Below are 22,392 nucleotides of genomic sequence, written 5' to 3' on the forward strand. Positions count from 1 at the left end.
GCGTAGATGCCTGCAGGCGCATGGAAGATTCCTCCTCCCACCCCTTGACACGGTGGTCATCCCGTCGCTATGCGAGGTGGTCCGATTCTTCGTCCGCGCGGGACGTGCTGCCGACACGAGTTCACCTGCGCGACCCAAGCCCGACTCGGCACCGACCCGCGGGCCTGCCAGGCTCGGGGCATGAAGCGCACCGCCTCCGCCCGTCTCGAGTTCGACGTCGCCGGCCCGGCCGAGTTCGTCCTGTCGGTCGCCGCCTCGGCCCTGTACGAACAGCGAGCGGAGGAGGCGCTGGTCGTGACCCAGGACGGCGCCCCCGTCACCGTGCGCGAGCTCGTCGACCAGCACGGCACCCGCCTGCACCTGTGCGACGTCGGCGCCGGCCGGGTGCTCGTCGACTACCGCGTCGTCGTCGAGGGGAGGCTCGCCCCGCCTCCGGTCGACGAGCTCGACCTCGTGCGCTCCCGTCGCCCGAGCCGCTACTGCGAGTCGGACACCCTGGCCCCGACGGCGCGGGCGGAGTTCGGCGGCCTCGCGGGTCGCGACCTGCTCGCGGCCGTCAGCTCGTGGGTGGGGTCGCACCTCGCCTACGTCCCCGGTGCCAGCGCGCCGACCGACGGAGCCGTGCAGACGCTGCTCGACCGCCAGGGCGTCTGCCGCGACTACGCGCACCTCGTGATCGCCCTGCTCCGCGCGCTCGACGTCCCGGCCCGGCTGGTGTCGGTCTACGCGCCGGGGCTGTCGCCGATGGACTTCCACGCCGTGGCCGAGGCCTTCGTCGACGACGAGTGGCACGTGGTCGACGCGACGACGCTCGCGCCGCGGAGCACGCTGCTGCGCATCGCGACCGGCCGGGACGCGAGCGACACCGCGTTCCTCACCAGCCACGGCGCCGCCGTGACCGTCGCGTCGATGCAGGTCGGCGCCGTCGCCGACGAGCTGCCCCGCGACGACGTGACCGCCTTCGTAAGCCTCGGCTGAGCGTCAGGCCACGAGCCTCGGCTGAGCGTCAGGCCAGGAGCCTCGGCTGAGCAGGCCGCTCAGTCGACCTCGACCGCGGGCCACGACGGCGGGCCGGCCGTGCCCGCCGGGTACTCGTCGATCGGGACGTCGCCGGCGCGCCACGCGTCGAGCACGGGGGCGACGATGCGCCACCCCTCGACGGCCGAGTCGCCGCGCACCGACAGCGTGGGGTCGCCGTCGAGGATCCCGGCGAGCACCTCGCCGTAGGCCGTCAGGTCCCCGAGGCCGAACTCGGCGTGCAGGGTCGCCCGCGACAGGTCGTACGAGTCGCCGGGGCCGTTGACGTTGAGCTCGAGCGACATCTCGTCGGGGGCGATGGCGATGCGGAGGCGGTCCGGCGTGCCGCCGCCGACGAACTCGCGCGGCACGTGGGTCGGCGGGCGGAAGGTGATGACGATCTCGCGCCTCCTCGAGGCCAGGGCCTTGCCCGAGCGCAGCCGGATCGGCACGCCGGCCCAGCGCCAGTTCTGCACCTCGACCACCATCTCGGCGAGCGTCTCGGTCTCGATCGACGCGTCCACCCCCTGCTCGGCGGTGTACGCGGGCAGGTCGCGGCCCTCGATGGTGCCGGCCGTGTAGCGGGCGCGACGGCTGTTCGCGACGGGGTCCCCGTCGAGGAGGCGCGTGGCACGCAGCACGAGCTGCTTCTCGTCCCGCAGGTCGACGGCCGTCAGGGTCGAGGGCGCGTTCATCGTGAGCACGGCCATCACCTGCAGCAGGTGGCTCTGGATCATGTCGACGAGGGCGCCGGCGTGGTCGTAGTAGCGGGCCCGGCCCTCGAGGCCGAGGGTCTCGTCGTAGACGATGTCGATGCTCTCGACGTGCTGGTTGTTCAGCATCGGCTCGATCAGGCGGTTCGCGAAGCGCAGCCCGAGCAGGTTGAGCACCGTGGCCCGGCCGAGGAAGTGGTCGACGCGGTGCACGCGCTCCTCGGGGACGAGCTGCAGCACGAGCTCGTTGAGGTGTGCGGCCGACGCCACGTCGGTGCCGAACGGCTTCTCGAGGGCGAGCGCGGTGCCCTCGGGCAGCTGCACCTGCTTCAGGGCCTCGCAGGCCTTCTCGGTGACGGCGGGAGGCAGCGCGAAGTAGATCGCGGGAGGTGCCTCGCACGCGTCGAGCAGCGTGGTCAGGGCGTCGGCCGACGTCACGTCCGCCGTGATGTAGCGGGTCGAGGCGAGCAGGGCGTCGACCGCGGGCCCGGCGGCTTCGACGCTCGCGAACGAGTCCCTGACCCGCTGGTGCCACTGTTCGTCCGAGTACTCCTCGACGCCGGCGCCGATCAGCTGCACGCGTCGCACCGGCTCGTGGGCGAGCAGCCCCCCGAGCCCGGGCATCAGGAGGCGGGCGGCCAGGTCGCCGGACGCGCCCAGGATCAGGAGCGTCACCGGCTCGCTGCTCGGCCCGCCCTCGTCGCCGATGGTCGCCTCCGTGGCGGGGTCGCTGGCCGTCTGTCGCGTCGCGGTCGTCATGCGGACGACGCTAGACCGCGCGCCGGTGCGGTGCCCTGCCCTCTCGTCGTGCGCCGCCGCCTCAGCAGCCCAGCTCGGGCAGGCTGGCGCGCTCGTCCCACTGGCTGAACGAGAAGACCGCGCGACCCGACGTGTCGGCCGCCGTGAACGACACGGGCCGCGGCTCGCCCTCGGCGGAGACGACGAGGGTGCCCACGACCGAGGTGTCGTCCCCGACGACGAGCTCGACCGTGTCGGGCTCGCCCGGGCCTCCCTCGACGACGGCCCCCGTCGAGACGGTGACCGCGGCGTCGCCGCTGCGCAGCAAGGTCGAGAGCAGGGTGGGAGGCGAGAGCAGGGGCGCGAACCGGGTCACGGCCTCGTCGGCGGCGGACACGCAGGAGGCGCCGTCCGTCGTGATCTCGGCGTCGGCACCCGAGGTGCGGACGTAGGTCGTCTGCACGCCCGAGTCGTCCTCGACCTCGACCCGTGCGGAGTAGTCGGAGGCGGTCCCGACGAAGGACACGCCGAGGACGCGGCCCTCGGGCTGCACGTCCGACTCCTGCGGCGCTGCCAGGAGCTCGGTGAAGGTGCCGGCCATGGTGACGGACGTGGCGGTGCGGACCGAGCGCAGCACGGAGTCGAGCGCCGTCGGGCCGTCGAGGTACTCGAGGCCGTTCCGGTCGGGGTCGGACAGCTCGACGTCGGGGAGGGCGACGCCGGTGGGCGTCGGCACGGCGGGCGGCTCCGACGCGCAGCCCGCGAGCAGCGCCGCGGCGAGCGGCAGGGCCGCGACCGCGAGCAGGCGTCGCCGCGAGCAGCCGTCAGCCGGCATCGGCGTCGGCCACGCAGACGCTCTGGGCCGACTGGTCGCCCAGGTCGGCCGGCTCGAGCGAGACGGGGTCGCCCGCGGTCGCCTCGGCCGCGCGCACCACGAAGCAGGAGTCGTCGGTGACCAGGCCGCCGACCCGGGGGATCCACGCCTCGGTGCCGCGCACGAGCTGCGTGAGGTCGGTCGCCGCACCGTCGGAGGCGACGGCGTAGAGGTCGTAGGGCACGTCGGGGCCGTCCCAGGTGAGGCGCACGTTGCCCTCGCCGACGGCGACGGTCAGCGCGGTGACCTGGGGCGGGCCGGCCGAGGTGAGCGACAGGATCATCAGCGTCGCCCCGACCCCGACCGCGAGCACGGCGAGCACGCCCGACACGATGAACGCGGGGTGGCGCCAGAGCGGTCGCTTCTTCTCCTCGCGGTGCTCGAGCTCGGGCAGCACGCCGATCTCACTGCCGAGCGGCCTCTTCGGGGCGGCCTCGACCGCCTCGCCGCCCTCGCCGAGCCGCGGGGCTCCCGGCTCCCAGCCGAGCCGGGACGCCGTGAGCGAGCCGGGCGCCGTGGTCCAGGACGGGGCGAGGGGCCCCGAGGCGACGGGGAGCGAGGAGGCGGGGGCCGGGGGGAGCGAGGAGGCGGGCATCGGAGGGAGCGGGGCCGCGGCAGCGGGCGGCGCCGAGGACGTCGGGGGAGCCTCGACCGAGTCCACCGGGACGTCGGCAGCGCGCCGGGCCCGGCGGCCGCGCGTGACGGTCAGCTCGAGGTCGTCGTCGGCCTCGGCCGGTCGCACGCCCTCGGACTCGTCCTCGGAGCCGCCCCCGCGGTGCTGTCCGTCGCTCATGGTCCCCCTGGGCCGTCACCGCCCGGTCTGTCGACGGTGGCCCTTAGTATATGGATCACTCGACGAGAGGGGAGCCGGGGGAGTGGGACGTTCTCTGCGTGCCGCCGTGCTCGCCGTGGTCGTCGCGACCGCCGCCTCCTCGGCGTTGCTCACCGGCACGGCCGGGTCGGCGCTCGCCGCAGCCCCCGGCTCGTCCGCCGCGTCGCCCGGCTCGACCGCAGCGCCCGGCGAGGCCGAGGTGCCCGCCGATCCCGGCCTCGTGAGCATCCCCTTCGGCGACGAGGCCGAGGTGCCCATGGCCGAGGGGTGGTCCGTCGCCGACTGCACGGCCGTCGTCCCGCCCGCGGGCGTCGAGCTCGGCTGCGAGCCGAACCGGCTGACCCTCTCCGTCGACGAGTACGACCCCGACGCGGGCACCGCCGTCATGCCGGTCGAGCTGCGCACCGGCCCCACCCGCGTGACCGTCTCGTACCGCGTCGAGCAGGCGCCGCCGACCCCTCCTGCCGCTCCCGAGCTCGTCTACGACCACCCGTTCGACTCCGGTGCGGTCGCGCTCGTGCCGCTGTCCGACCTCCTCGTCCGCTGCGACGGCTGCGAGGGCGTCGGCGCCCGACTCCAGGTGCGCGACGTCTCGCCCGAGGGTGCGGCCGTGGCCCGGGCGACCCCCTCGCACCTCGCCGTGCAGTCGGCGCCTGGGTTCGTCGGCGACGCCGTCGTGTCGTACCGGCTCCGCGACGCGCAGGACCAGTGGTCGGAGACGACCAGCCTCACGGTGGCGTTCACCGCTCCTCCTGCGGGCGCGACCGGGGCAGGCACGAGCGTGGCGGGCGCGACCGGGGCCGGGCCGCTGCAGGCGCTCGCCGTGACGGTGCCGCTCGCCGAGCAGGGCGACACGGTCGTCGACCTGGGCGCCCTGACCTTCGCCGGCCCGACCGGCGGTGGCGACGCAGCGGACGCCCCGCACCTGCTCGGCTGCGGCGCGCCCGCCGCCGGCACGGTGCGCTGCTCGGGCGACGAGGCCGTCTGGACGCCGCCCGCGAGCACCGACGACGACCCGACCACCGACGACGACCCGGCCCCGGACGTCGACCAGTTCGCGTTCCACGTCGCGACGCCCGACGGCCGCCAGGCGACGGGCAGCGTGACGCTGGTGAGGGCCGGCTCCGACGCGGCCGAGGCGCTGCCGGTCGGCCTCGCCCGCGTCGCGCCCGTCCCCGACCGCGGAGACGACGACGCCGCCGTCCGCACCCTCGTCCCCGCCCTGCCCGCGGACGACGGCGACGACGGCGCCCCCGACGCGCCCGTGCTGCTCGCGCCGCTCGTCTCGATCCTCGACCGCCTCGGAGGCACCCCGTGACCCTGCGACTCAGCCTGCGCGACACCGACGACGCCGGGGCCCCCGCCGGGCCGCCGCGTTCGGTCCTGCTCGACGTGACGGACGACACCTCCGTCGCCGAGGTGGCCGAGAGCCTCGGCGTCGACCCTTCGCTCGTGGCTCCGACGGTCCACCCCGACACCGCACTCGTCGACGCGCCCGTGCTCAACGGCCAGACCCTCCCCCCGCAGGAGGCGCCCGCCCTGCACCCGGGCCAGCCCCGTCTCGAGGTGGTCGGCGGCCCCTTCGCCGGCGAGGTCGTCCCGCTGGCCGCGGGCACCCCGCTGCGCATCGGCAGCGGCGCCGGGGTCGACCTGCGCATCGCGGACCCGTGGCTCGCCGGGCACCACGTCACGCTCACGCTCGACGCCGTCGACGAGGTCGGCGGCGCCCGCCGCGGCCCGCTCGCCGCTCGCCTCTCGGTCGTCGAGGGCGCCGCGGGCATCGCGGTGAACGGCGAGCCGCTCACCGGCGACGGGCGGATCGTCCCCGCCGACGTGGTGCAGCTGGGCAGCTCGGTCGTGCGCATCGGCCTCGCCCCGTGGAGCGACGCCGACACCGCGCCCGACGAGGTCGGCATGCGGGGCTTCAACCGCACCTCCCGCATCTCGCCCGCCACGACGCCGCCGGTGGTCGTGCTGCCGGGCGACCGCCCCGACGACGCCGACAAGACGCCGCTGCCGTGGCTGTCGGCGGTGATCCCCGTGATCCTCGGGGTGACGATGGCCCTCGTCTTCAACCGTCCCGTGATGCTGATGATGGCGGCGGCGTCGCCCGTCATGGTGATCGGCACGTTCCTCACCTCGCGCTCCCGCGCGAAGAAGAAGGGGGTGCGCACCTTCGACGAGTGGCAGCAGGACATCGTCGACGGCCGCACGCGCATCGCCCGGCTCGTCCGCGAGCAGCGCCTCGACCGCTGGTACGCCCATCCCGACCCGGTGGTCGTGCGCGACGTCGCGACCCTGCCGCTCTCGCGCCTCTGGGAGCGCCGCAAGCGCGACGCCGACGCCGTGCACGTGCGCGTCGGCGTCACCGAGGTGCCGCTCGACGTGCGGTTCGAAGGAGGCGGCAGCCGCGACCGCGCGACGCCTCGCCACGTCGGGGTGGCCCCCTCGCCCGTCGCGGTCGACCTCTCCGCAGGCGTCGTCGGCCTCGCCGGCGCCCCCGACGCGACCCGCAGCGCCGTCCGCGCGATGCTCGCCTCGTTCGCGACGCTGCGCTCGCCGCGGGACGCGCAGGTCGTCGTGCTCTGCGACGACGACGACGCGGCCCTCTGGGAGTGGGTGCAGTGGCTGCCCCACGCTCAGGCCGGCTCGTCGGTCGTGGCCCTCGTCGGCAACACCGACGACACCCGGCGCGACCGGCTGCGCGAGCTGAGCGCGCTGACGACAGCGCGCCTCCGTGCCTCGACCGAGCGCGGCTCCGCCGCCTTCGACTCGACCGTCGTCGTGGTGGTCGACGGCGCCCGCCGGTTCCGCATGCTGCCCGGCATGGTCTCGCTGCTCGAGTCGGGCGGGCAGGCCGATGTGCACGTCATCGCGATCGACACCGACCGCACCCGCCTGCCCGAGGAGTCGCGCACGGTCGTCGTCGTCGACGGCGAGGACCACTCGCTCGCCCGCCTCGAGTCCGACGCCGCCTACTACCCCGACGTGCTGCTCGACGGGCTGTCGCTGCCGGCGGCCGAGCAGATCGCCCGCAGCCTCTGCTCGATCAAGCACGTCAGCGGCGTCGGCGACGAGGGCATGCTGCCGACGTCCGTCCGGTACACCGAGCTGCTCGGCGTCGACCTGGACGACCCGCAGGCGATCGTCGACCGCTGGCAGCTCTCGCCGCGGCGCACGGCCGTCGTCGTCGGCGCGGGGCCCGACTCGCAGTTCGCCGTCGACATCGCCGCCGACGGCCCGCACGCGCTCGTCGCCGGCACGACCGGCTCGGGCAAGTCGGAGTTCCTGCAGACCTGGGTCGTCTCGCTCGCCCTCGCGAACCGGCCCGACGCCCTCAACTTCGTCCTCGTCGACTACAAGGGCGCCTCCGCGTTCGAGGACTGCTCGCGCCTGCCGCACACGGTCGGCATGGTCACCAACCTCGACGCGCGCGAGACCGAGCGGGCGCTGCAGTCGCTCGACGCCGAGCTCAAGCGCCGCGAGACCGTGCTGCGCCGCCCCGAGCTGGGCGTCAAGGACGTCGACGCGGCCTGGTCGAAGGACCCGGCGGCCGCGGCCCGCCTCGGCCTGGCCCGGCTGATGATCGTCATCGACGAGTTCGCCGAGCTCAAGACCGAGCACCCCGACTTCATCAACGGGCTCGTCCGGATCGCCCGCGTCGGCCGGTCGCTCGGCGTGCACCTCGTGCTCGCGACGCAGCGTCCGAGCGGCGTCATCACGCCCGAGATGCAGTCGAACATCAACCTCCGCGTCGCGCTGCGCGTCACCGACCGCGCCGACTCGACCGACGTGCTCGGCTCGCCCGAGGCGTCGCTGATCGGCGTGGCGACGCCCGGCCGCGGCTTCGTGCGCGCCGGGGTCGGCGTCGCGCCGGCGGCCTTCCAGACGGCCCGCGTCGCCGGCGTGCGCCCGGGCGCGCACCGCACGCGCAAGGTGCTGCCCGCGCTGGCCGAGCTCGACTGGCGCGCCGTCGGCTACCAGCCGCGGTTCCCGTCGCAGGGGGCCGCGTCGGCCGGGGTCGACCAGGACGACACCGACCTGCGCGCCCTCGTCGACCTCGTCACCGAGGCGACGCGGCTGCTCGGCGTGCCGGCCAACCCGTCGCCCTGGCTGCTGCCGCTGCCGACGATGCTCCCGCTGGAGGCGGTGGTCTCGTCCGCCGCGGACGCCCCTGCCCCCGACGGCACCGGCACCGCCGCGCACCCGCACGAGCTCGTCATCGGCCTCGAGGACGTGCCCGCGCAGCAGACCCAGCGCCCGCTCGTCTGGGACGTCGCCACGGGCTCGCACCTGCTCTTCATCGGCTCGGCGCTCTCGGGCCGCACGACCGCGCTGCGGACGCTGCTGGCGCAGGCCGTCCGGGCGCACGACCCGGCCGACCTGCACCTCTTCGTCGTCGACTACGGCAACGGCGGGCTGCTGCCGCTGGCCCGGGCGCCCCACACGGGCGCCGTGGTGACCGCGCTGGAGCCGACACGGCTGCCGCGGCTGATGACGCGCCTCCTCGACGAGCTGTCGCGCCGTCAGACGGTGCTGTCGCGCGCCTCCGTCGGCAGCGTGGTCGAGCAGCGCCGCCGGGCCGAGCCGGCCGACCGCCTGCCGTTCGTCGTCGTGGCAGTCGACGGCTGGGAGCGGGTCACCTCGACCCTGCAGTCGGACGAGCTCGTGCTGTTCCGCGACCAGGTGACGCGTGTGCTCCGCGAGGGGCCCGGCGTCGGCATCCGCGTCGTCATGGCCGCCGACCGCACCGTCTCGGGCGACCGCGTCTCGGGCTTCATCGGCGACCAGTACGTGCTGCCGCTGCGCGACGTCAACGACTACCGCGGCGCCGGCGTGATGATCCGCGAGCTGCCCGAGACGGTGCCCGCCGGACGGCTCATGTTCGGCGCGAGCGCCCGCGAGGCCCAGGTCGCGGTGATCGGCCGCGATGCCTCGGCCGAGGCGCAGACGGCCGTGCTGCGCGACATCGTCGAGGAGGCGCGGGCCGCGTTCGAGGCGGCCCCGCGCGACCCTGCCCTGCCGGTCCCGTTCCGCGTGGACGCCCTGCCCGGGGCGCTCTCGCTGAGCGACGCCGCGGAGCTGCCGCGCGCCTCCTGGTCGCCGGCCGAGTCGCCGACCGTCGGCGTCGGCGGCGACGTGCTGTCGCGGTACACGATCGACTGGCCCGCGATCGGCGGCTTCGCGGTGGTCGGCGACCGCGGCACCGGCCGCTCGACTGCGCTGGCCTCGATCGCCCACCAGCTGATGTGGGACGCGCGGCCCGTGCTCGTCGTCGCGACGCGCGAGTCCCCGCTGTCGCGCTGGGCGCGCACCGCCGAGGTGCCGCTCGCCGTCTCGCCGTCGTCGCCGTCGGCCGGCGACGACCTCGCGGCCGAGGTGGCCCGGGTCGGCGACGGCGTCGTGCTCACCGTCGTCGTCGACGACGTCGAGACGCTCCGCGACACCCCGCTCGAGCAGGCGCTGATGGCGCACCGCGACCGCCTGGCCTTCGTCGTGGCGCTGTCGCCCGACGCGGCCGGCAAGACGTTCTCGGGGCCGTACGGCGAGGTGCGGAAGACGCAGGAGGGGCTGGTGCTGTCCCCGACGTCGGCCCTCGTGGGCACGCAGCTCTTCGGGCAGAAGATCCCCAAGTTCATGGTCGGGCGTGCCGGTGCGGGCGGGGGAGCCCTGCACAGCGGCGGCCGCTGGGCGCAGGTGCAGGTGCCCGACGTGACGCGCTGACGTCGCCTCCTCGTGTGCCGCCGTGCCGCCGTGCCGCCGACAGCGGTCACGGTGAACCGGCGAGAAGTGCTCTCCGACGGGCGGGGGAGCGCAGTCCCTGCCGGCTCACCACGCCGCGGGAAGGCGTGGACCCGGCACGCCGGGCCGGCGCGGCCGGTCGCGTATCGTGGGGGACGGCTTCGAGGGGACGACGTGACGGGGACTGACGGCTGATGGCATCGCGCTGCGAGTACTGCGGGGCCGAGCTGCGCCCGAACAGCATGTTCTGCCTGTCGTGCGGGCAGCTCGTGACGTCGGGCCGGGCGCCGGTCGCGGCGCCGCTGCCGTCACCGGTGGCGAGCACGCGGCCGCCGCTCGAGCGCACGGCGCCGCCGGTCGTGCGGCCTGCCGTCGCCCCGGCGGCCGCGCCAGCGGCGACACCCGTGGCCGCACCCGCGCCCGCACCTGCCCCGGCTGCTGCCGCACCGGTCCCGGCGGCCGCGCCCGCACCTCCTTCGCCCGTCGTCGCGAACGCGACCTTCGTCGTGGCGTTCTCGACCGGGCAGCGGCTCGTCGTCGACGGCCCGGTCGTCGTCGGGCGTCGTCCCGAGCAGGCCGCGGCCGAGGCCGGGTCCGCCGCGTTCGCGGTGACCGATCCCGAGCGGTCGACCTCGCGCGCCCACGCCGCCTTCGCCGTCGTCGACGGGCAGCTCGTGGTGACCGACCGCGGCTCCGGCAACGGCACCGTGGTGCACCGAGCCGGCGTCGAGATCGAGTGCGTCGAGGGGCGGCCCGTCGCACTGCGCCCCGGCGACGAGCTCGAGCTGGGCTCGGTCGGCGCGACCGTCGCCGTCGGTTGACCGAGGCGAGGCGAGGCCGGGCCCGAGGCGAGGCCGGGTCCGAGACGCGGCCGAGACGGCGACGAGGCCGCGACCGTGACGCGGGCCGAGATCGTGACGAGCCCTAGGCTGTCGGCGTGACCACGACCCCGCGCCGTTCCCTGCTGGCCCTCGTCGCCCTCGCCTCCGTGACCGTGCTCGGCCTCTCGGGCTGCGTGGACATCGCGGACCACAGCGACCTCGACCTCGGCTCGACGGTGACGGTCAACCCGGCGCTCACCTCGTCGGCCGACGACACCCGTGTCGAGGTCACCGTGACCGACATCGCACGGGCCGATCCCGAGGACGTCGCCTCGTGGGACGAGTTCGACGCCGCGGGCGTCGACGTCTGGCTGGCGACCGTCGACCTCGCCGTGACCGAGGGGGCGATCCCGCCCGAGGGCGATCCCGGCTTCGGCAGCCAGTACTGGGGGCTCATGGTGGACGACGAGCTCGTGCACGGGGACCGTCTGCCCGGCGTGCTGGCCTTCGACGACGACTTCACCGCGGACTGCCCGCTCGAGGGGCGCGCCGTCGCGCCCGACCTGTCGCAGGGCTCCGCCACCACGTGCGTCGTGCTCACCGCCCCCGCCGGGGCCGAGCCGAGCCTCGTCGTCTTCGACAACTTCAGCATGGGCGGCCGCTACGGCCGCAGCCAGGCCGAGGCGAGCTGGGTCGTCGACGCGAGCTGACGGCCGGCGCGGCCGGCCTCGGTCGCAGCCCGATCGAGTCCGACCAGCCGCGACCAGCCCCGACCGGCAGTCCCTCTCGCTACCATCGGAGCAGTCCGACCGACGACGGGGGAGAGACGTGACCGACGACCTGGAGACCACGTGTGCGGCGCTGAAGGCGCCCACCATCGAGCTGATGAGCGCCACGATGCTGGCGCAGGGGAACCCCGGGGCGCTCGTGCGCGTGCAGGCCGCGGTCGAGGGCGTCCGCGCCGTGCTGGCCTCGGCGCCGTCGACGACGTCGTCCCCGGCGTTCGACGCGTGGGCCGCCTCCGCCCCCGCCGTGCTCGCCGAGATGGAGGCGGGCGTCGAGTCCCGTGACCCGCGTCGCGCCTGGCAGGCCTTCACCGACCCGGTGCGCGGCTTCGACCAGCTCGGCCAGGCGTGCGCGGGGATGCCGGGGTGGTGAGCCCCGCGGCCTCGCCCGAGGACGAGCGCAGGCGCCAGACCTGGCGCGACTTCTTCGCGGGGGGCGGGCGCTACGAGGTCCGCTACCTGCCCGCTCGGTGGCACGACATCGTCCGTCGCAACGTCGTCACCGCCGCGCTCATGATCGGCCTCGCCGTCGTGCTCGTCGCGGCGCTCTGGTGGTGGGGCCGTCTCGGCCCGTTCGTCCTCGGGAGCGTGCTCGCTCTCGTGATGGTCATCTACGCCCTCACGGCCCTCCACCGGCGCACGATGCTGATGGCGCAGTCCGGCGGGGAGCCCGGACTCGCCCTCGGCGTGTCCGACGAAGGCCTCCACACGCCGGTCCAGGGGGTCGGCACCGTCCCGTGGCCCGAGGTGCTCGGGATCTTCCTCGTGGACGCGCACAAGAAGGCGGATGCGATGCGTGCAGCGAAGGGGCTGCAGGGCGCCGCGGCGAGGTTCGCGGCGAAGAACGGCGCCGACTCGGTCCAGATCAACGTGGTGCTCTCCGACGGGAGGGCCGTGAGGAGGCGCATCCCGCGACGATCGCACCGTCGCGTCGTGCAGACGTGGGCCCATCACGACGGTCCGCAGTTCGGCGTGATCTCGTTCTCGATGGACAGCGCCACGGACCAGAGCGACCCGTCTGCCATGCCCCGCCTGGGTCTCGCCCTCACCGTGCAGTGCGAGGACCGCGGCATCCCCACGCGCCTCAACGACGACGCGACCCGCTTCGCAGAGCACATGATGCGCATCTCGAACGTGTTCGACTACTCGGGCGTCGACGGCACGGCCGCGGGCACGGGCGCCGACGCGTCCGGGGGACAGTCGCGCACCTGATCTGGACGGATCGTTCTGCCCCGCCCTAAGCTCGCCCTGACAGCATGACGGATCGTCGCTATGCTGCCGGAGTTGTGTGCCTCGTCCAAGGGGGGACACGGGGGCGACACCACCGGTGCGTCCCGTGTACACGAGCGTTCAGGAGGAAGAACCATGGCCGACATCCGCGTCACGTCCGATTCACTGTCAGGCGTCTCGAACCAGCTGTCCTCGGGATCGCAGTCGATCGAGTCGCAGCTGCAGAACCTCAAGTCCCTCGTCGACGGCCTCGTCGGCGGCGACTGGTCGGGTGCGGCGTCGCAGTCGTTCCAGGAGCTCTACTCGCAGTGGGACCAGTCGGCGATCCAGCTCAAGGAGAGCCTGCAGGGCATCAGCGAGCTGCTGAGCCAGGCCGCCCTCTCATACGAGGAGTCCGAGAACTCGATCTCGGGCACGTTCCGCGGCTAGCAGTCATCCGCCGTCGACGCCGCCTGCTCACCAGCGGGCGGCGGTGACGGCGTAGGGGGAGTCACATGGTCCAGTACCGGGTCAGGACAGAATCGCTGGGCGAGGTCGCGAACCTCCTCCAGTCGGTCGTGAGCACGTTCGACGCGCACGTCGCCGAGACGGGCTCCGTCGTGCGCAGCGTCGTCGACTCGTCGTGGGAGGGCGAGGACGCCACCCTCTTCGAGAAGAACTGGCAGGAGTTCCAGGCCGGCGCGACCGCGTTGCGCACCGTGCTCTCGAGCCTCGCGGGGCGCCTCCAGGCTGCCGAGGGCGGCTACGGCAGCACCGAGTCCGGCCTGAGCGGCGGGTTCTCCGAGAGCGCCGGGGCCATGGCCGTCCGCCCGGCCGCCGCGTCCGCCGGGCTCAGCGAGGCCGTCCCGGCCGACCAGCAGTCCCCCCCCGCCGTGGAGGGCCCCCGATGAGCGAGCAGCAGGCCGACACGACGACGCTGCAGCAGCTCGTCGACCAGATGCAGTCGCTCACCGAGTACTGCGACGCCCTCAAGCAGGGCGCCAGCACCTTCGCCTACATGCTGCCGAACGACTGGCAGGGCCCCGCGATGGCGGCGTTCCTCGGCAGCTTCGAGCAGTGGGCCGCCGGCGCCGAGGCGCTGACGCAGTCCGCCGAGGCCCTGCACCAGCAGGCGACGACCGCGCACACCGCCTACGAGTCGGCCGTCGAGCAGCTCGACACGCAGTGGAACGACTTCAGGGGGCAGCTGCCGTGACCACCGTCAGGCTGAACGCGTTCGGGCTCGTCACCGACGGCAGCGAGATGTCGACCATCGCGTCCGACGTCACCGCCGCCTGGACGAGCCTCTCGAGCTCGCTGAGCGGGTCGGCGGGCATGGCCGGCGACGACGAGCTCGCCGAGGACTGGAGCCCGGACTACGACGACGCCGCGAAGGGCTGTGCCAAGGGCACGGAGGCGATCGCGTCGTTCCTCCAGGGCTTCGACGGCCTGTTGGCCGGCACCGGCGCCGCCTACAAGGAGGCGGAGCTCACGGGGGCAGGAAAGCCCGGCACGAGCGGCATCGAGATCCCCGCCAGCACGACTCCGTCCGCTTCGGTGCCGCCGTCCGCGCTCGGGTCGAACCCCCTCCCGGGTGGTCTCGGCGAACTGGCCGAGCTCGTCGAGGGCGCCCTGTACGCCGTCGGCGTCGTGTTCCCGCGAGGCGACACGGAGAAGCTGCGCGCGGCCGCCCTCGCCTGGGGCACCTTCGCGACCGACCTCGACCGGGCGAAGTCGCGCCTCGGCAGCAGCCTCGTCGAGCTGGCGGCGTCCGAGGTGCCGCAGAGCGGCGTCGCCGACGAGGTGCGGACCGCCATCCAGAACATGATCAGCGAGTTCTCCGAGGCGGCGAGCGGCAACGAGGCCGCGCTGAGGGACCTCGCGCAGAACATCGACGACACCTGGGCCGAGATCCGCAGCATGCTCGAGAGCCTGGCCATCGAGCTGGCCATCGACATCGGCATCTCCGTGGCGCTCTCGTTCGTCACCTTCGGCGTCGGCGCCCTCGCCGGTGCGGCCAAGGCCACGACGACCATCGCTCGCTGGGTCGTCAAGATCGCCGAGCTGATCCGCAAGCTCAAGATCATCAACCGGATCCCCGCCGACAAGTTCCTCAAGGCGTCGAGCGTGCTGCGGAAGCTCGAGCACGGACCGATGCGCTGGCGCTTCGGGGCCGAGGTCGTCAAGGGCACCATCAGCGGTGCTGCCTCCTCGGTCATCGTGTCGGCTCGCAACGGCGACGAGATCACGGTCGACTCCCTGCTCGCGACGCTCGCGGGCGGCGTGGTCGGCGGCGTCGCCGGCGGTGGCGTGGGCGCGGGCTTCGCGGCCGCCTTCGGGCGACGTGCCGGGCGCCACGCCGTGCAGCCCACCTTCTTCCGCGCCACGGCGACCGAGGCCGCCAAGGGCGCTGCCGAGGGCGCCGCCGGTGGAGTCGCGGGCGGCTACACCGAGTCCCGCATCAAGGGCGAGGACTTCAACGCCGGTCTCGCGGCCCTCTTCGGCATGGGAGCCGGCTCCGCCATGGGCGCCGGCGGCCACGGCGTCGGCGCGGCGATCGACGCGCGCGGCGGGACGGGTCTCGGCTTCGACGCCGATGCCGCCCTGGCCGGCCGCGACGGCGAGAACGTGTCCCCGCAGTTCCTCGCCGACCGCCAGGCGTCCGCCGACGGCGGGGCGCTCGCTGACCGCGGAGGCGACGCCGGAGCAGGAGGCGCGGGCCAGGCTGGCGCCGACAGCGCCGCCCCCGGGGCAGCCGGCCCGACCGGCGCGACCACCGCCGGGGACGCGACGAGCGCCCCGGGTGACGCGTCGCAGGGTTCGGCCGCGCCGACGCCCGGTCCGGCCGCCGCGGGCGGGCCGTCTGCCGTCGCGGGCGGTCAGCACGTCTCGGTCGGCACGGACGGCCCCCCGGCGGCAGCGGGGACCGGGGGCGGAACCGGCGCCACCAACGCAGGAGGCGCCTCCTCGATCCGCACCGACGGCCCGGCCGTCGACACCCGGACCGCGCTCGACACGGCGCCTGCCGGCGCCGGCGACGTCTCGCACGGCGACGCGGTCGACCGGGCGGGCGACGGGGCGCCCGACCGCAGCAGCGACGACGCTGGTCGCGACGACGCTGGTCGTGACGATGCCGGTCGTGACGACGCTGGTCGTGACGACGCTGGTCGTGACGACGCTGGTCGTGACGACGCTGGTCGTGACGACGCTGGTCGTGACGATGCCGGTCGTGACGATGCCGGTCGTGACGATGCCGGTCGTGACGACGCTGGTCGTGACGATGCCGGTCGCGACGGTGCCGGTCGCGACGATGCCGGTCGTGCCGACGACGCGGCTCGGGGCGACGACCCCGGCCGAGGCGAGGGCGACCGTGCCGACGCTCGTGCCGACGCCGACAGCCGGACCGACGCGGACGCGCGCCCCGACCCCGTGGAGCCTGCCGACGACGGCCCTGCGCCGGTCGACCCCGACGGCGCGGACACGGTCGAGGCGAGCACGGGCGCCGAGGGCGGCCGTGCCGCCGCGGCGGCACCCCTGCTGACCGCGGCCGACCTCGACGTCCACCTCGACCTGACGGCTGAGGGCGTCGACCCGACGGCTCCCGGAGGGTCGTCGTTCCTGGCCGACGTCCGCAGCGAGGTGGTCGAGGCGCAGACGAGCGCCGAGGCCGGGGCGACGACGTCCGAGACGGGTGTCCCCGCCGAGACCGCGCCTCCGGCCGAGGCCGCTGTCGGCGAGACGACGGTGTCGGACTCCGCGCAGGCCGAGCCCGCGTCGGCGACGCCCGAGACGGCTGCCGACCCGTCCGCCGTCGCGGACGCCGGTGGCCAGGTCACGCCGGACGCCGCTGGCGTGCACGCCGAGGCCACGGCTGCCGGACACGCCGAGTCGACCGTCGACCCCGACGGAGCCGCAGCCGCGGGCACAGCCGTGGCGGGCGGTGCCGCCACGGCGCTCGTCGGCGCCCCGCTGGGCCGCAGCACGCTGCTGCCTCGGCCCGGTGCGGGCACCCCGACCACGATCACGTCGACGGACGCCGCTGGTCCGACCGGCGACACCGTCGACACGACCGACGGCGATGACGCTCCCGAGGCCCGCGGCGCAAGCGAGGCCCTCGAGGCCAGCGAGGCTCACGGACCGCACGACATGAACGCAGGAGCCTCCGACGGGTCCTCGGCGGGGCACGTCGGTGAGCGCCTGACAGCGGCCGAGTTCTCCGACCTCGTCAGTGCCGACCCGGATGCCGCGTACGACTACGCCTTGGCCGAGGTGTCCGAGGGCGCGCGCACGTTCCCGGACGACGCCGCAGCCGACGCCTACGGACGATCCGTCTGGTCGGAGCACCTCGCGACCCTTCCGGAGTCGCAGACGGCTGCCATCGAGTCGTACACGTCGAACGACTACGAGCGGTGGAACGCGTACTTGCGGAGCCGCGACGAGAACGACGTGCTGGACGAGAGCCTGGCCGACGATCGCCTGAGAGGTCTGGTGGCCCACCTGGACACGGCACTGGCTTCGCTTGCCGTCCCCGACGCGGTGATGGTCGAACGCGGGATGGACCTCGATCACGTAGAGGACGACGTAGCCGATCTCGCGGGCCACTCGTTGGCCGACGACGCCTACCTCTCGACGGCCCTGGGCACCGTGCCCCGGCCGTTCGACGAGGCAGAGGCCATACTCCACTTGAAGGTGCCGGGCGGCATGCACGCCCTGTACCTCGAGAGCGTCAGCAGCACGAGGAACGAACGCGAGCTCCTCCTCGGACGAGGGCGCCAGATCGACGTCGCTCGCGTGCTCGCGCGAGACGGTCAGTGGCACATCTTCGGGGAGGTCCGATGAGCATCCGAGACAAGTATCCGCTGGAGCCGGCGGAGGAGCGTTTCGTCTCCCCGCTGCGTGTGACGCCCGAGTCGAGGGCAGGTGCGTTCAGCAAGACGGCAACGGGACCGGTCTCGTACCGAGTCGTCGTCAGGGACGGTGTCCCGCTCGGCTACGTGTGGCACGACGAGAGCGGTGGAGCTGCCGGGTGGGTGCCTCGGAAGGACGCTGGCGACGTGGGTCTCAACGCAGGCGTCTCCTGGGCTCGGGGCCTTCGCGAGCAGAAGGCCGCCGGCGCGGACTCGGTCCAGGCAGTCGAGAGACTCAGCGAACCGGGTGCGATCACGTCCTCCGCGGGATCGTCGGCGGGGTCCGAGGTGCGGGGCATCGAGTCGGTGGCCGAGTTGAGGGCCCTGGCCGCCCGGCCCTCCGCGTCGACGTGATCTGCGCTGCGGTCGATGACCACGGGACGAGGATCACGGCACGGACCGTGTCCTTCGACGGCAGATGGCGACTTCTCGGAGTGTCGCGATGAGGACGGGTGACCACGGCGACCCTGCGAAGGGACCGCTCTCTGCCGATCTGTCGGGCACCTTCACGGGCGGGCGACCGCGTTACGTCAACCACCCGGACGGCCCCGTGCAGTCCTACGACCTCGTCCTCGACGGCCGCGTCATGGGACGCGTCTGGTGGGACTCCACCGGCGAGGCGACCGGGTACGTCGCGTCGCCCCACCAGGGCGACCTTGCCCACAACATCTCGGGACGCTGGACGAAGAAGCTGTCCGAGTCGCGGGGACGCGGCCTGCCCTCCTCGGAGGCTGTCGCCGAGCTGTCGGTCCCGGGTGTCCTCCCGCCTGATGCCGGAGTGCTCTCCCCCGCCACGCACCTTGAGTTCACCTCCCTGGACGAGGCCCGAGTCTTCGAGCCCTGACTCGGTGGGAGGAGTGCGGCGCGCAGACGAGTCGCGACGGCCGGACACGACCACGGGGGCGAACGACGGATCTCGAGGATTCTGAGATGACGAGTGGCTACAAGGGTGACCCGAACAAGGGGCCGATGTCGGCCGACCTCTTCGGGACCTTCACGAACGTCCGGCCGCGATATGCGGACAAGGCGAGCGGACCGGTCACGGCCTACGACGTGGAGCGTGACGGAGTCGTCCTGGGACGGCTCTGGTGGGACTCGGCGGAGGGTGCCGCGAGTTACGTCCCCTCGCCCTCGCAGGGTGACGTCGCGAGGAACGTCGGCATCATCTGGAAGCGGAGACTGTCGGACGCGAAGTCTCGTGGCCTCACCGCGCAGGAAGCCGTGACCGGGCTGCTCGAGCCCGGTGCCGTCCCCGAGCACGCCGGCGCGATCTCTGCTGCGTCGCGGCGTGAGTTCACCTCCCTGGAGGAGGCCCGGGTCTTCGAGTCGGGAACGCCGGAGGAGACGCCGCCGCGGCTCCGTTCCTGACGGCGGTGCCGGGCGTGGTGGATCGACTTGTCTGTCCCCGCCCTGTGCCATCCTGGTCCGGGCGACCGACGAACCAGCGTCGTCGCCGCACGACCTCGGAGGGGCGCAGATGATCCTGCAGAAAGCCGTCACGCCGCAGCTGAGCGCGGCCTACCACGACCACGACCACGATCGGGTGGCCGGCTTCGTCGTGCCCTGGGGCGCCGTCGGCCACGCGCGCACGCCGCGTGAGCTGATCACGGCGCACGGCCTGGACTTCCCGGCGACGCCGTTCTCGGCCGACATGCCCCACATCGACGTGCTCCGGTTCGAGGGCACGGCGAACCTGCTCCTCGAGAAGGCCACGGGCGGTCCCGACCGGGCCACGCAGAACGTCACCGGCGGGCCGTTCCTCGACCGGCCGCCGTTCCGCGGCGACGGCTTCGTCGCCGACCCCGACCACGTCATCCCGCTCTCGTGGCTCCCGCACCGCCGCGTGCCGGCCGGCGCCGAGCTGCACCGCATCGCCGCCGACGGCACGAGCACCTACCTCGCGTACTTCCACTCCGCCGCCTGGGGCTGGATCTACGCGGACGACATCGAGGCGAGGCGTGAACGCCAGCCGCGCCTCGTCAGCCGCTTCGTCGGCGGCCTGGCCCGGATGGACGACGGCGAGGTCCGCATCGCCGACCTGATCGACGGCGGCACGCGGGTGATCGCCGTGCGCCAGGACGAGCAGGCCGAGGCCGACGGCTGGACGCAGACCACCCCGATGGTCTGGTCGCGCACCATCGACGCCGCCGACGCGCAGGAGTACTTCGAGCTCGACATCCGCACCCGCTGGAACGGCCTCGGCTACCGTGTCACCGACCAGTACCCGACCGCCACGGGCCTGCAGCTCAGCGGCACGTACACCGACCACGACGCCGACCTCGCCGAGGGGCTGCAGCTGGTCAAGATCGACGCCGCGGTCTACGAGGGCGAGCTGCCGGGCCACCTGCTCGAGGAGGCGACCATCCGTCAGACGCAGCTGCCGGAGTGGCCTGCCCTCGCGCTCACCTGACCCGCGCCCACCTGACCCGCGTCGACGCGGGCCGGCGCGGGCGCCCAGCTCGGGCCCGAGCGCTGAACCCGGCGTCAGGCGCGACGGGTCGGGCGCACCGACACCACCTCGGCCGTCGCGCCGTGGGGCAGGTCGACGACGAGGCGCACGGCGTCGGCCACCGACTGCGGCTCGAGGTACAGCGACACGTCGTAGACGCCTCCCTCGCTCTCGACCAGCTCGTGCTGCATGTCGGTGTCGACGCGGCCGGGATGGACCGAGCTGACGCGGACGCCGTGCCGGCGCTCCTCCTCGCGCAGCGAGTCGGTGAGGGCCCGCAGCGCGAACTTGCTCGCCGCGTAGGTGCTGCCACCGGGGCCGGCGGCGAAGCCCGAGCCGCTGTTGATCGCGACGACCGTGCCCTGGGCCGCGCGCAGCGCCGGCAGCAGCTGCCGGGTCAGCTCGGAGACGGCGAAGACGTTGACCTCGAAGACGCGGCGCCAGTCGTCGCGGCTCGTGCCCTCGACGGTCCCGCCGCCGATCACCCCCGCGGCGTGCACGACGACGTCGAGGCGGTCGAGCGCGGGCGCCTCGAAGGGCGACCCCGCGAGGTCCGCGACCCAGGGCGTGGCCGAGGGGAGCGAGTCGGCGAGGGCGACCAGCGCCTCCTCGTCCCGGCCGTGCACGACGACGTGGTGCGTGCGCGACAGGTCGCGGGCGACGGCGAGGCCGATGCCGCGGGTGGCTCCGGTGACGAGGGCGGTGGGGCGGGACGCGTCGGTGCTCATCGCCCCATTCTGACGCGCCGCGGCGTCACTCGCGGATGATCGGCAGCGGCCCCGTGAGCTGCGGCAGCTCGCGGTCGCTGAGCAGCCAGCGCTCGCCGGAGGCGGTCACGAGGAACGCGAGGGGCCCCGGCCGGCAGACCACGAGCGCCCCGCCGGACTGCTGCTGCAGCACCTGGTCGAGCGCGCCGCCGAGGTCACGGTCGTCCTCCGAGCCGCCGGCCGAGAGCACGGCGCAGCGCCCGTCGGCACCCATCGCCGAGAGCAGCCGGCGCACGCCCTCGGGGTCGCGCAGCTCGGGTGCCATGGGGTGCACGACGCCCATGTCGACCCACTCGACCGACTCGAGCAGGGCGTCGAGGCGCTCGCGGGGGGTGTCGACGCCCTCGGCCGCCTCGTGGGCCAGGCTCTGGACGGTGTCGCGGGCGTCGGGGGCGGCGAAGGCCTCGAGTGCCGCGATCACGGGTGCGGGCAGCTGCGGCACGGGGATCTCCTTCGGGGTCTGGATCTCCCATCCTCCCACCTGGTGCGGACGGGCGGGTCCTCCGCGCGGTCGAGGCGCCGACGGGGGCCGCGACTGCGAGGATGGGGCGGTGACCACCGCCTCCTCGTCCACCGCCTCCTCGACGCCCCCGCCCCTCGGCCTCCTCCTCGACGTCGACGGGCCGATCGCCAGCCCGGTCAGCCGCAGCATCGCCCTGCCGCAGATCACGCGAGACCTGGTCGCACTCGCCGCGGCGGGCATCCCGGTCGTCTTCAACACGGGCCGGTCGGACGCGTTCATCCGCGACGAGGTCGTCGGCCCGATGATCGCGGCGGGCCTGCCCGCCGGGGCCCGCGTGCACGGCATCTGCGAGAAGGGCGCCTCGTGGTTCTCGATCGGGCCCGAGCACGGCCCCGGCGGCATGAGCGAGGTGCAGGTCGACTCCGCCCTGGCGATGCCCGCCGACTTCGCCGCCGAGATGGACGAGCTCGTCACGGCCGAGTTCGCCGACCTGGTCTTCTTCGACCACACCAAGCGCGCCATGGTCTCGATCGAGCAGCTCACGACGGTCGAGTCGGCCACCTACCTGGCCCGCCAGCGCGAGTTCGACGAGAAGGCGATGGAGGCGCTGGTCCGGCGAGGTGCCGGGGTCCGGCGACTCGACGACGAGCGTCGCGACGCCCGCGGCGAGGTGCAGTGGCGCGTCGACCCGACCATCATCTCCACGGACATCGAGTCGGTCCGCCTCGGCAAGGACCTCGGCGCCGAGCGCGCCCTCGAGCTGCTCGCCGAGGACGGCGAGCTGCCCCTCGCCTGGCGCACCGTCGGCGACTCGCGCAGCGACTACGCCATGGCGGACTGGCTGCACGCGAACGGCCACGACGTCGCGCACGTCGACGTCCGGCCCGCCGACGGCGTGCCGGCCACCGAGTACCCGGTGCTCACGAGCGCGACGGGGCTGATCCACGACGAGGCCGGGGCGGAGTTCCTGGCGCGCTGGGTCCGCGACGTCGGCGCCTGAGCCGGCCCGCGCCTCCCTCGGGACGTGCACCCTCTGCACGGAACCCGCCTGCGGGACGTGCATCCTCTGCACGGT

At 74.3% G+C, this 22,392-nt stretch carries 21 protein-coding genes; 16 read left to right on the forward strand and 5 right to left on the reverse strand.

Annotation, left to right across the window (positions count from 1 at the left end; all coding sequences use genetic code 11):
- Nucleotides 1-180: 180 nt before the first annotated feature.
- Nucleotides 181-978 (forward strand): transglutaminase family protein, encoded by a 798-nt coding sequence (locus EDF20_RS06560; RefSeq protein ID WP_123547567.1) that lies wholly within the window; start codon nt 181-183, stop codon nt 976-978.
- A 59-nt stretch (nt 979-1,037) separates the two neighbouring features.
- Here the strand turns inward: EDF20_RS06560 and EDF20_RS06565 are convergent, their stop codons facing one another.
- The 3 genes from EDF20_RS06565 to EDF20_RS06575 all read right to left on the reverse strand — a co-directional run bounded on the left by EDF20_RS06565 (nt 1,038) and on the right by EDF20_RS06575 (nt 4,135).
- Complete coding sequence (locus EDF20_RS06565) at nt 1,038-2,489, reverse strand: glucose-6-phosphate dehydrogenase (protein WP_133738162.1); 1,452 nt, start codon at nt 2,487-2,489, stop codon at nt 1,038-1,040.
- Nucleotides 2,490-2,550: 61 nt separating this feature from the next.
- Nucleotides 2,551-3,303 (reverse strand): hypothetical protein, encoded by a 753-nt coding sequence (locus EDF20_RS06570; RefSeq protein ID WP_133738163.1) that lies wholly within the window; start codon nt 3,301-3,303, stop codon nt 2,551-2,553.
- On the reverse strand, nt 3,293-4,135 hold the full coding sequence (locus EDF20_RS06575; protein WP_133738164.1) for a hypothetical protein: 843 nt from the start codon (nt 4,133-4,135) through the stop codon (nt 3,293-3,295). Before EDF20_RS06575 ends, EDF20_RS06570 begins: the two co-directional genes overlap by 11 nt.
- A gap of 82 nt (nt 4,136-4,217) precedes the next feature.
- On the opposite strand from EDF20_RS06575, the gene EDF20_RS15640 reads away from it, so the two are divergent.
- The 14 genes from EDF20_RS15640 (at nt 4,218) to EDF20_RS06645 (ending at nt 20,048) form a co-directional block, all read left to right on the forward strand.
- Nucleotides 4,218-5,492, forward strand: a complete 1,275-nt coding sequence (locus tag EDF20_RS15640) for a hypothetical protein (protein ID WP_166644770.1) — start codon at nt 4,218-4,220, stop codon at nt 5,490-5,492.
- Nucleotides 5,489-9,898 carry an FtsK/SpoIIIE domain-containing protein gene (locus tag EDF20_RS06585; RefSeq protein WP_133738165.1) on the forward strand — a complete coding sequence of 1,470 codons (4,410 nt, stop codon included), beginning with the start codon at nt 5,489-5,491 and terminating at the stop codon, nt 9,896-9,898. Before EDF20_RS15640 ends, EDF20_RS06585 begins: the two co-directional genes overlap by 4 nt.
- A gap of 212 nt (nt 9,899-10,110) precedes the next feature.
- Nucleotides 10,111-10,737, forward strand: a complete 627-nt coding sequence (locus tag EDF20_RS15645) for an FHA domain-containing protein (protein ID WP_166644771.1) — start codon at nt 10,111-10,113, stop codon at nt 10,735-10,737.
- Nucleotides 10,738-10,853: 116 nt separating this feature from the next.
- Nucleotides 10,854-11,447 carry a hypothetical protein gene (locus EDF20_RS06595; RefSeq protein WP_123547574.1) on the forward strand — a complete coding sequence of 198 codons (594 nt, stop codon included), beginning with the start codon at nt 10,854-10,856 and terminating at the stop codon, nt 11,445-11,447.
- Nucleotides 11,448-11,565: 118 nt separating this feature from the next.
- A complete protein-coding gene (locus tag EDF20_RS06600; RefSeq protein ID WP_123547575.1) occupies nt 11,566-11,895 on the forward strand; it encodes a hypothetical protein in 330 nt (109 codons plus the stop codon).
- Nucleotides 11,889-12,734 (forward strand): hypothetical protein, encoded by an 846-nt coding sequence (locus tag EDF20_RS06605; protein ID WP_133738166.1) that lies wholly within the window; start codon nt 11,889-11,891, stop codon nt 12,732-12,734. The genes EDF20_RS06600 and EDF20_RS06605 overlap by 7 nt, the downstream gene beginning before the upstream one ends.
- 153 nt (nt 12,735-12,887) lie before the next feature.
- Nucleotides 12,888-13,181, forward strand: a complete 294-nt coding sequence (locus EDF20_RS06610) for a WXG100 family type VII secretion target (protein ID WP_158614657.1) — start codon at nt 12,888-12,890, stop codon at nt 13,179-13,181.
- Nucleotides 13,182-13,246: 65 nt separating this feature from the next.
- Entirely contained in the window at nt 13,247-13,642 is a 396-nt protein-coding gene (locus EDF20_RS06615; RefSeq protein ID WP_133738167.1) for a WXG100 family type VII secretion target, read from the forward strand.
- Nucleotides 13,639-13,947: a WXG100 family type VII secretion target gene (locus EDF20_RS06620; RefSeq protein ID WP_123547579.1), complete on the forward strand. Its 309-nt coding sequence runs from the start codon at nt 13,639-13,641 to the stop codon at nt 13,945-13,947. The genes EDF20_RS06615 and EDF20_RS06620 overlap by 4 nt, the downstream gene beginning before the upstream one ends.
- Nucleotides 13,944-17,570: an ADP-ribosyltransferase gene (locus EDF20_RS06625; RefSeq protein ID WP_133738168.1), complete on the forward strand. Its 3,627-nt coding sequence runs from the start codon at nt 13,944-13,946 to the stop codon at nt 17,568-17,570. The genes EDF20_RS06620 and EDF20_RS06625 overlap by 4 nt, the downstream gene beginning before the upstream one ends.
- Nucleotides 17,567-17,992, forward strand: coding sequence for a hypothetical protein (locus tag EDF20_RS06630; protein WP_123547581.1), 426 nt, complete (start codon nt 17,567-17,569; stop codon nt 17,990-17,992). Before EDF20_RS06625 ends, EDF20_RS06630 begins: the two co-directional genes overlap by 4 nt.
- Nucleotides 17,993-18,080: 88 nt before the next feature.
- Nucleotides 18,081-18,482 carry a hypothetical protein gene (locus EDF20_RS06635; protein ID WP_133738169.1) on the forward strand — a complete coding sequence of 134 codons (402 nt, stop codon included), beginning with the start codon at nt 18,081-18,083 and terminating at the stop codon, nt 18,480-18,482.
- A gap of 86 nt (nt 18,483-18,568) precedes the next feature.
- The gene (locus tag EDF20_RS06640) at nt 18,569-19,006 is read left to right on the forward strand and encodes a hypothetical protein (protein WP_123547583.1); all 438 of its coding nucleotides are present in this window, start codon (nt 18,569-18,571) and stop codon (nt 19,004-19,006) included.
- Nucleotides 19,007-19,115: 109 nt separating this feature from the next.
- Nucleotides 19,116-20,048, forward strand: a complete 933-nt coding sequence (locus EDF20_RS06645; protein WP_133738170.1) for a hypothetical protein — start codon at nt 19,116-19,118, stop codon at nt 20,046-20,048.
- A gap of 74 nt (nt 20,049-20,122) precedes the next feature.
- Here EDF20_RS06645 and EDF20_RS06650 read toward each other — a convergent pair whose 3' ends face one another.
- A complete protein-coding gene (locus EDF20_RS06650; RefSeq protein WP_133738171.1) occupies nt 20,123-20,815 on the reverse strand; it encodes an SDR family oxidoreductase in 693 nt (230 codons plus the stop codon).
- A gap of 25 nt (nt 20,816-20,840) precedes the next feature.
- Nucleotides 20,841-21,296: a hypothetical protein gene (locus tag EDF20_RS06655; protein WP_133738172.1), complete on the reverse strand. Its 456-nt coding sequence runs from the start codon at nt 21,294-21,296 to the stop codon at nt 20,841-20,843.
- A gap of 109 nt (nt 21,297-21,405) precedes the next feature.
- On the opposite strand from EDF20_RS06655, the gene EDF20_RS06660 reads away from it, so the two are divergent.
- Entirely contained in the window at nt 21,406-22,317 is a 912-nt protein-coding gene (locus EDF20_RS06660; protein WP_123547587.1) for a hypothetical protein, read from the forward strand.
- Nucleotides 22,318-22,392: the final 75 nt, after the last annotated feature.

Source organism: Frigoribacterium sp. PhB116 (assembly GCF_004364285.1).
Lineage (GTDB): Bacteria > Actinomycetota > Actinomycetes > Actinomycetales > Microbacteriaceae > Frigoribacterium.

Bases quoted from the DNA above. Each gene is read 5' to 3' on its own strand.
- EDF20_RS06560 (WP_123547567.1), top strand. From the start codon at position 181: ATGAAGCGCACCGCCTCCGCCCGTCTCGAGTTCGACGTCGCCGGCCCG.
- EDF20_RS06565 (WP_133738162.1), bottom strand. From the start codon at position 2,489: ATGACGACCGCGACGCGACAGACGGCCAGCGACCCCGCCACGGAGGCG.
- EDF20_RS06570 (WP_133738163.1), bottom strand. From the start codon at position 3,303: ATGCCGGCTGACGGCTGCTCGCGGCGACGCCTGCTCGCGGTCGCGGCC.
- EDF20_RS06575 (WP_133738164.1), bottom strand. From the start codon at position 4,135: ATGAGCGACGGACAGCACCGCGGGGGCGGCTCCGAGGACGAGTCCGAG.
- EDF20_RS15645 (WP_166644771.1), top strand. From the start codon at position 10,111: ATGGCATCGCGCTGCGAGTACTGCGGGGCCGAGCTGCGCCCGAACAGC.
- EDF20_RS06610 (WP_158614657.1), top strand. From the start codon at position 12,888: ATGGCCGACATCCGCGTCACGTCCGATTCACTGTCAGGCGTCTCGAAC.
- EDF20_RS06615 (WP_133738167.1), top strand. From the start codon at position 13,247: ATGGTCCAGTACCGGGTCAGGACAGAATCGCTGGGCGAGGTCGCGAAC.
- EDF20_RS06620 (WP_123547579.1), top strand. From the start codon at position 13,639: ATGAGCGAGCAGCAGGCCGACACGACGACGCTGCAGCAGCTCGTCGAC.
- EDF20_RS06630 (WP_123547581.1), top strand. From the start codon at position 17,567: ATGAGCATCCGAGACAAGTATCCGCTGGAGCCGGCGGAGGAGCGTTTC.
- EDF20_RS06635 (WP_133738169.1), top strand. From the start codon at position 18,081: ATGAGGACGGGTGACCACGGCGACCCTGCGAAGGGACCGCTCTCTGCC.
- EDF20_RS06640 (WP_123547583.1), top strand. From the start codon at position 18,569: ATGACGAGTGGCTACAAGGGTGACCCGAACAAGGGGCCGATGTCGGCC.
- EDF20_RS06645 (WP_133738170.1), top strand. From the start codon at position 19,116: ATGATCCTGCAGAAAGCCGTCACGCCGCAGCTGAGCGCGGCCTACCAC.
- EDF20_RS06650 (WP_133738171.1), bottom strand. From the start codon at position 20,815: ATGAGCACCGACGCGTCCCGCCCCACCGCCCTCGTCACCGGAGCCACC.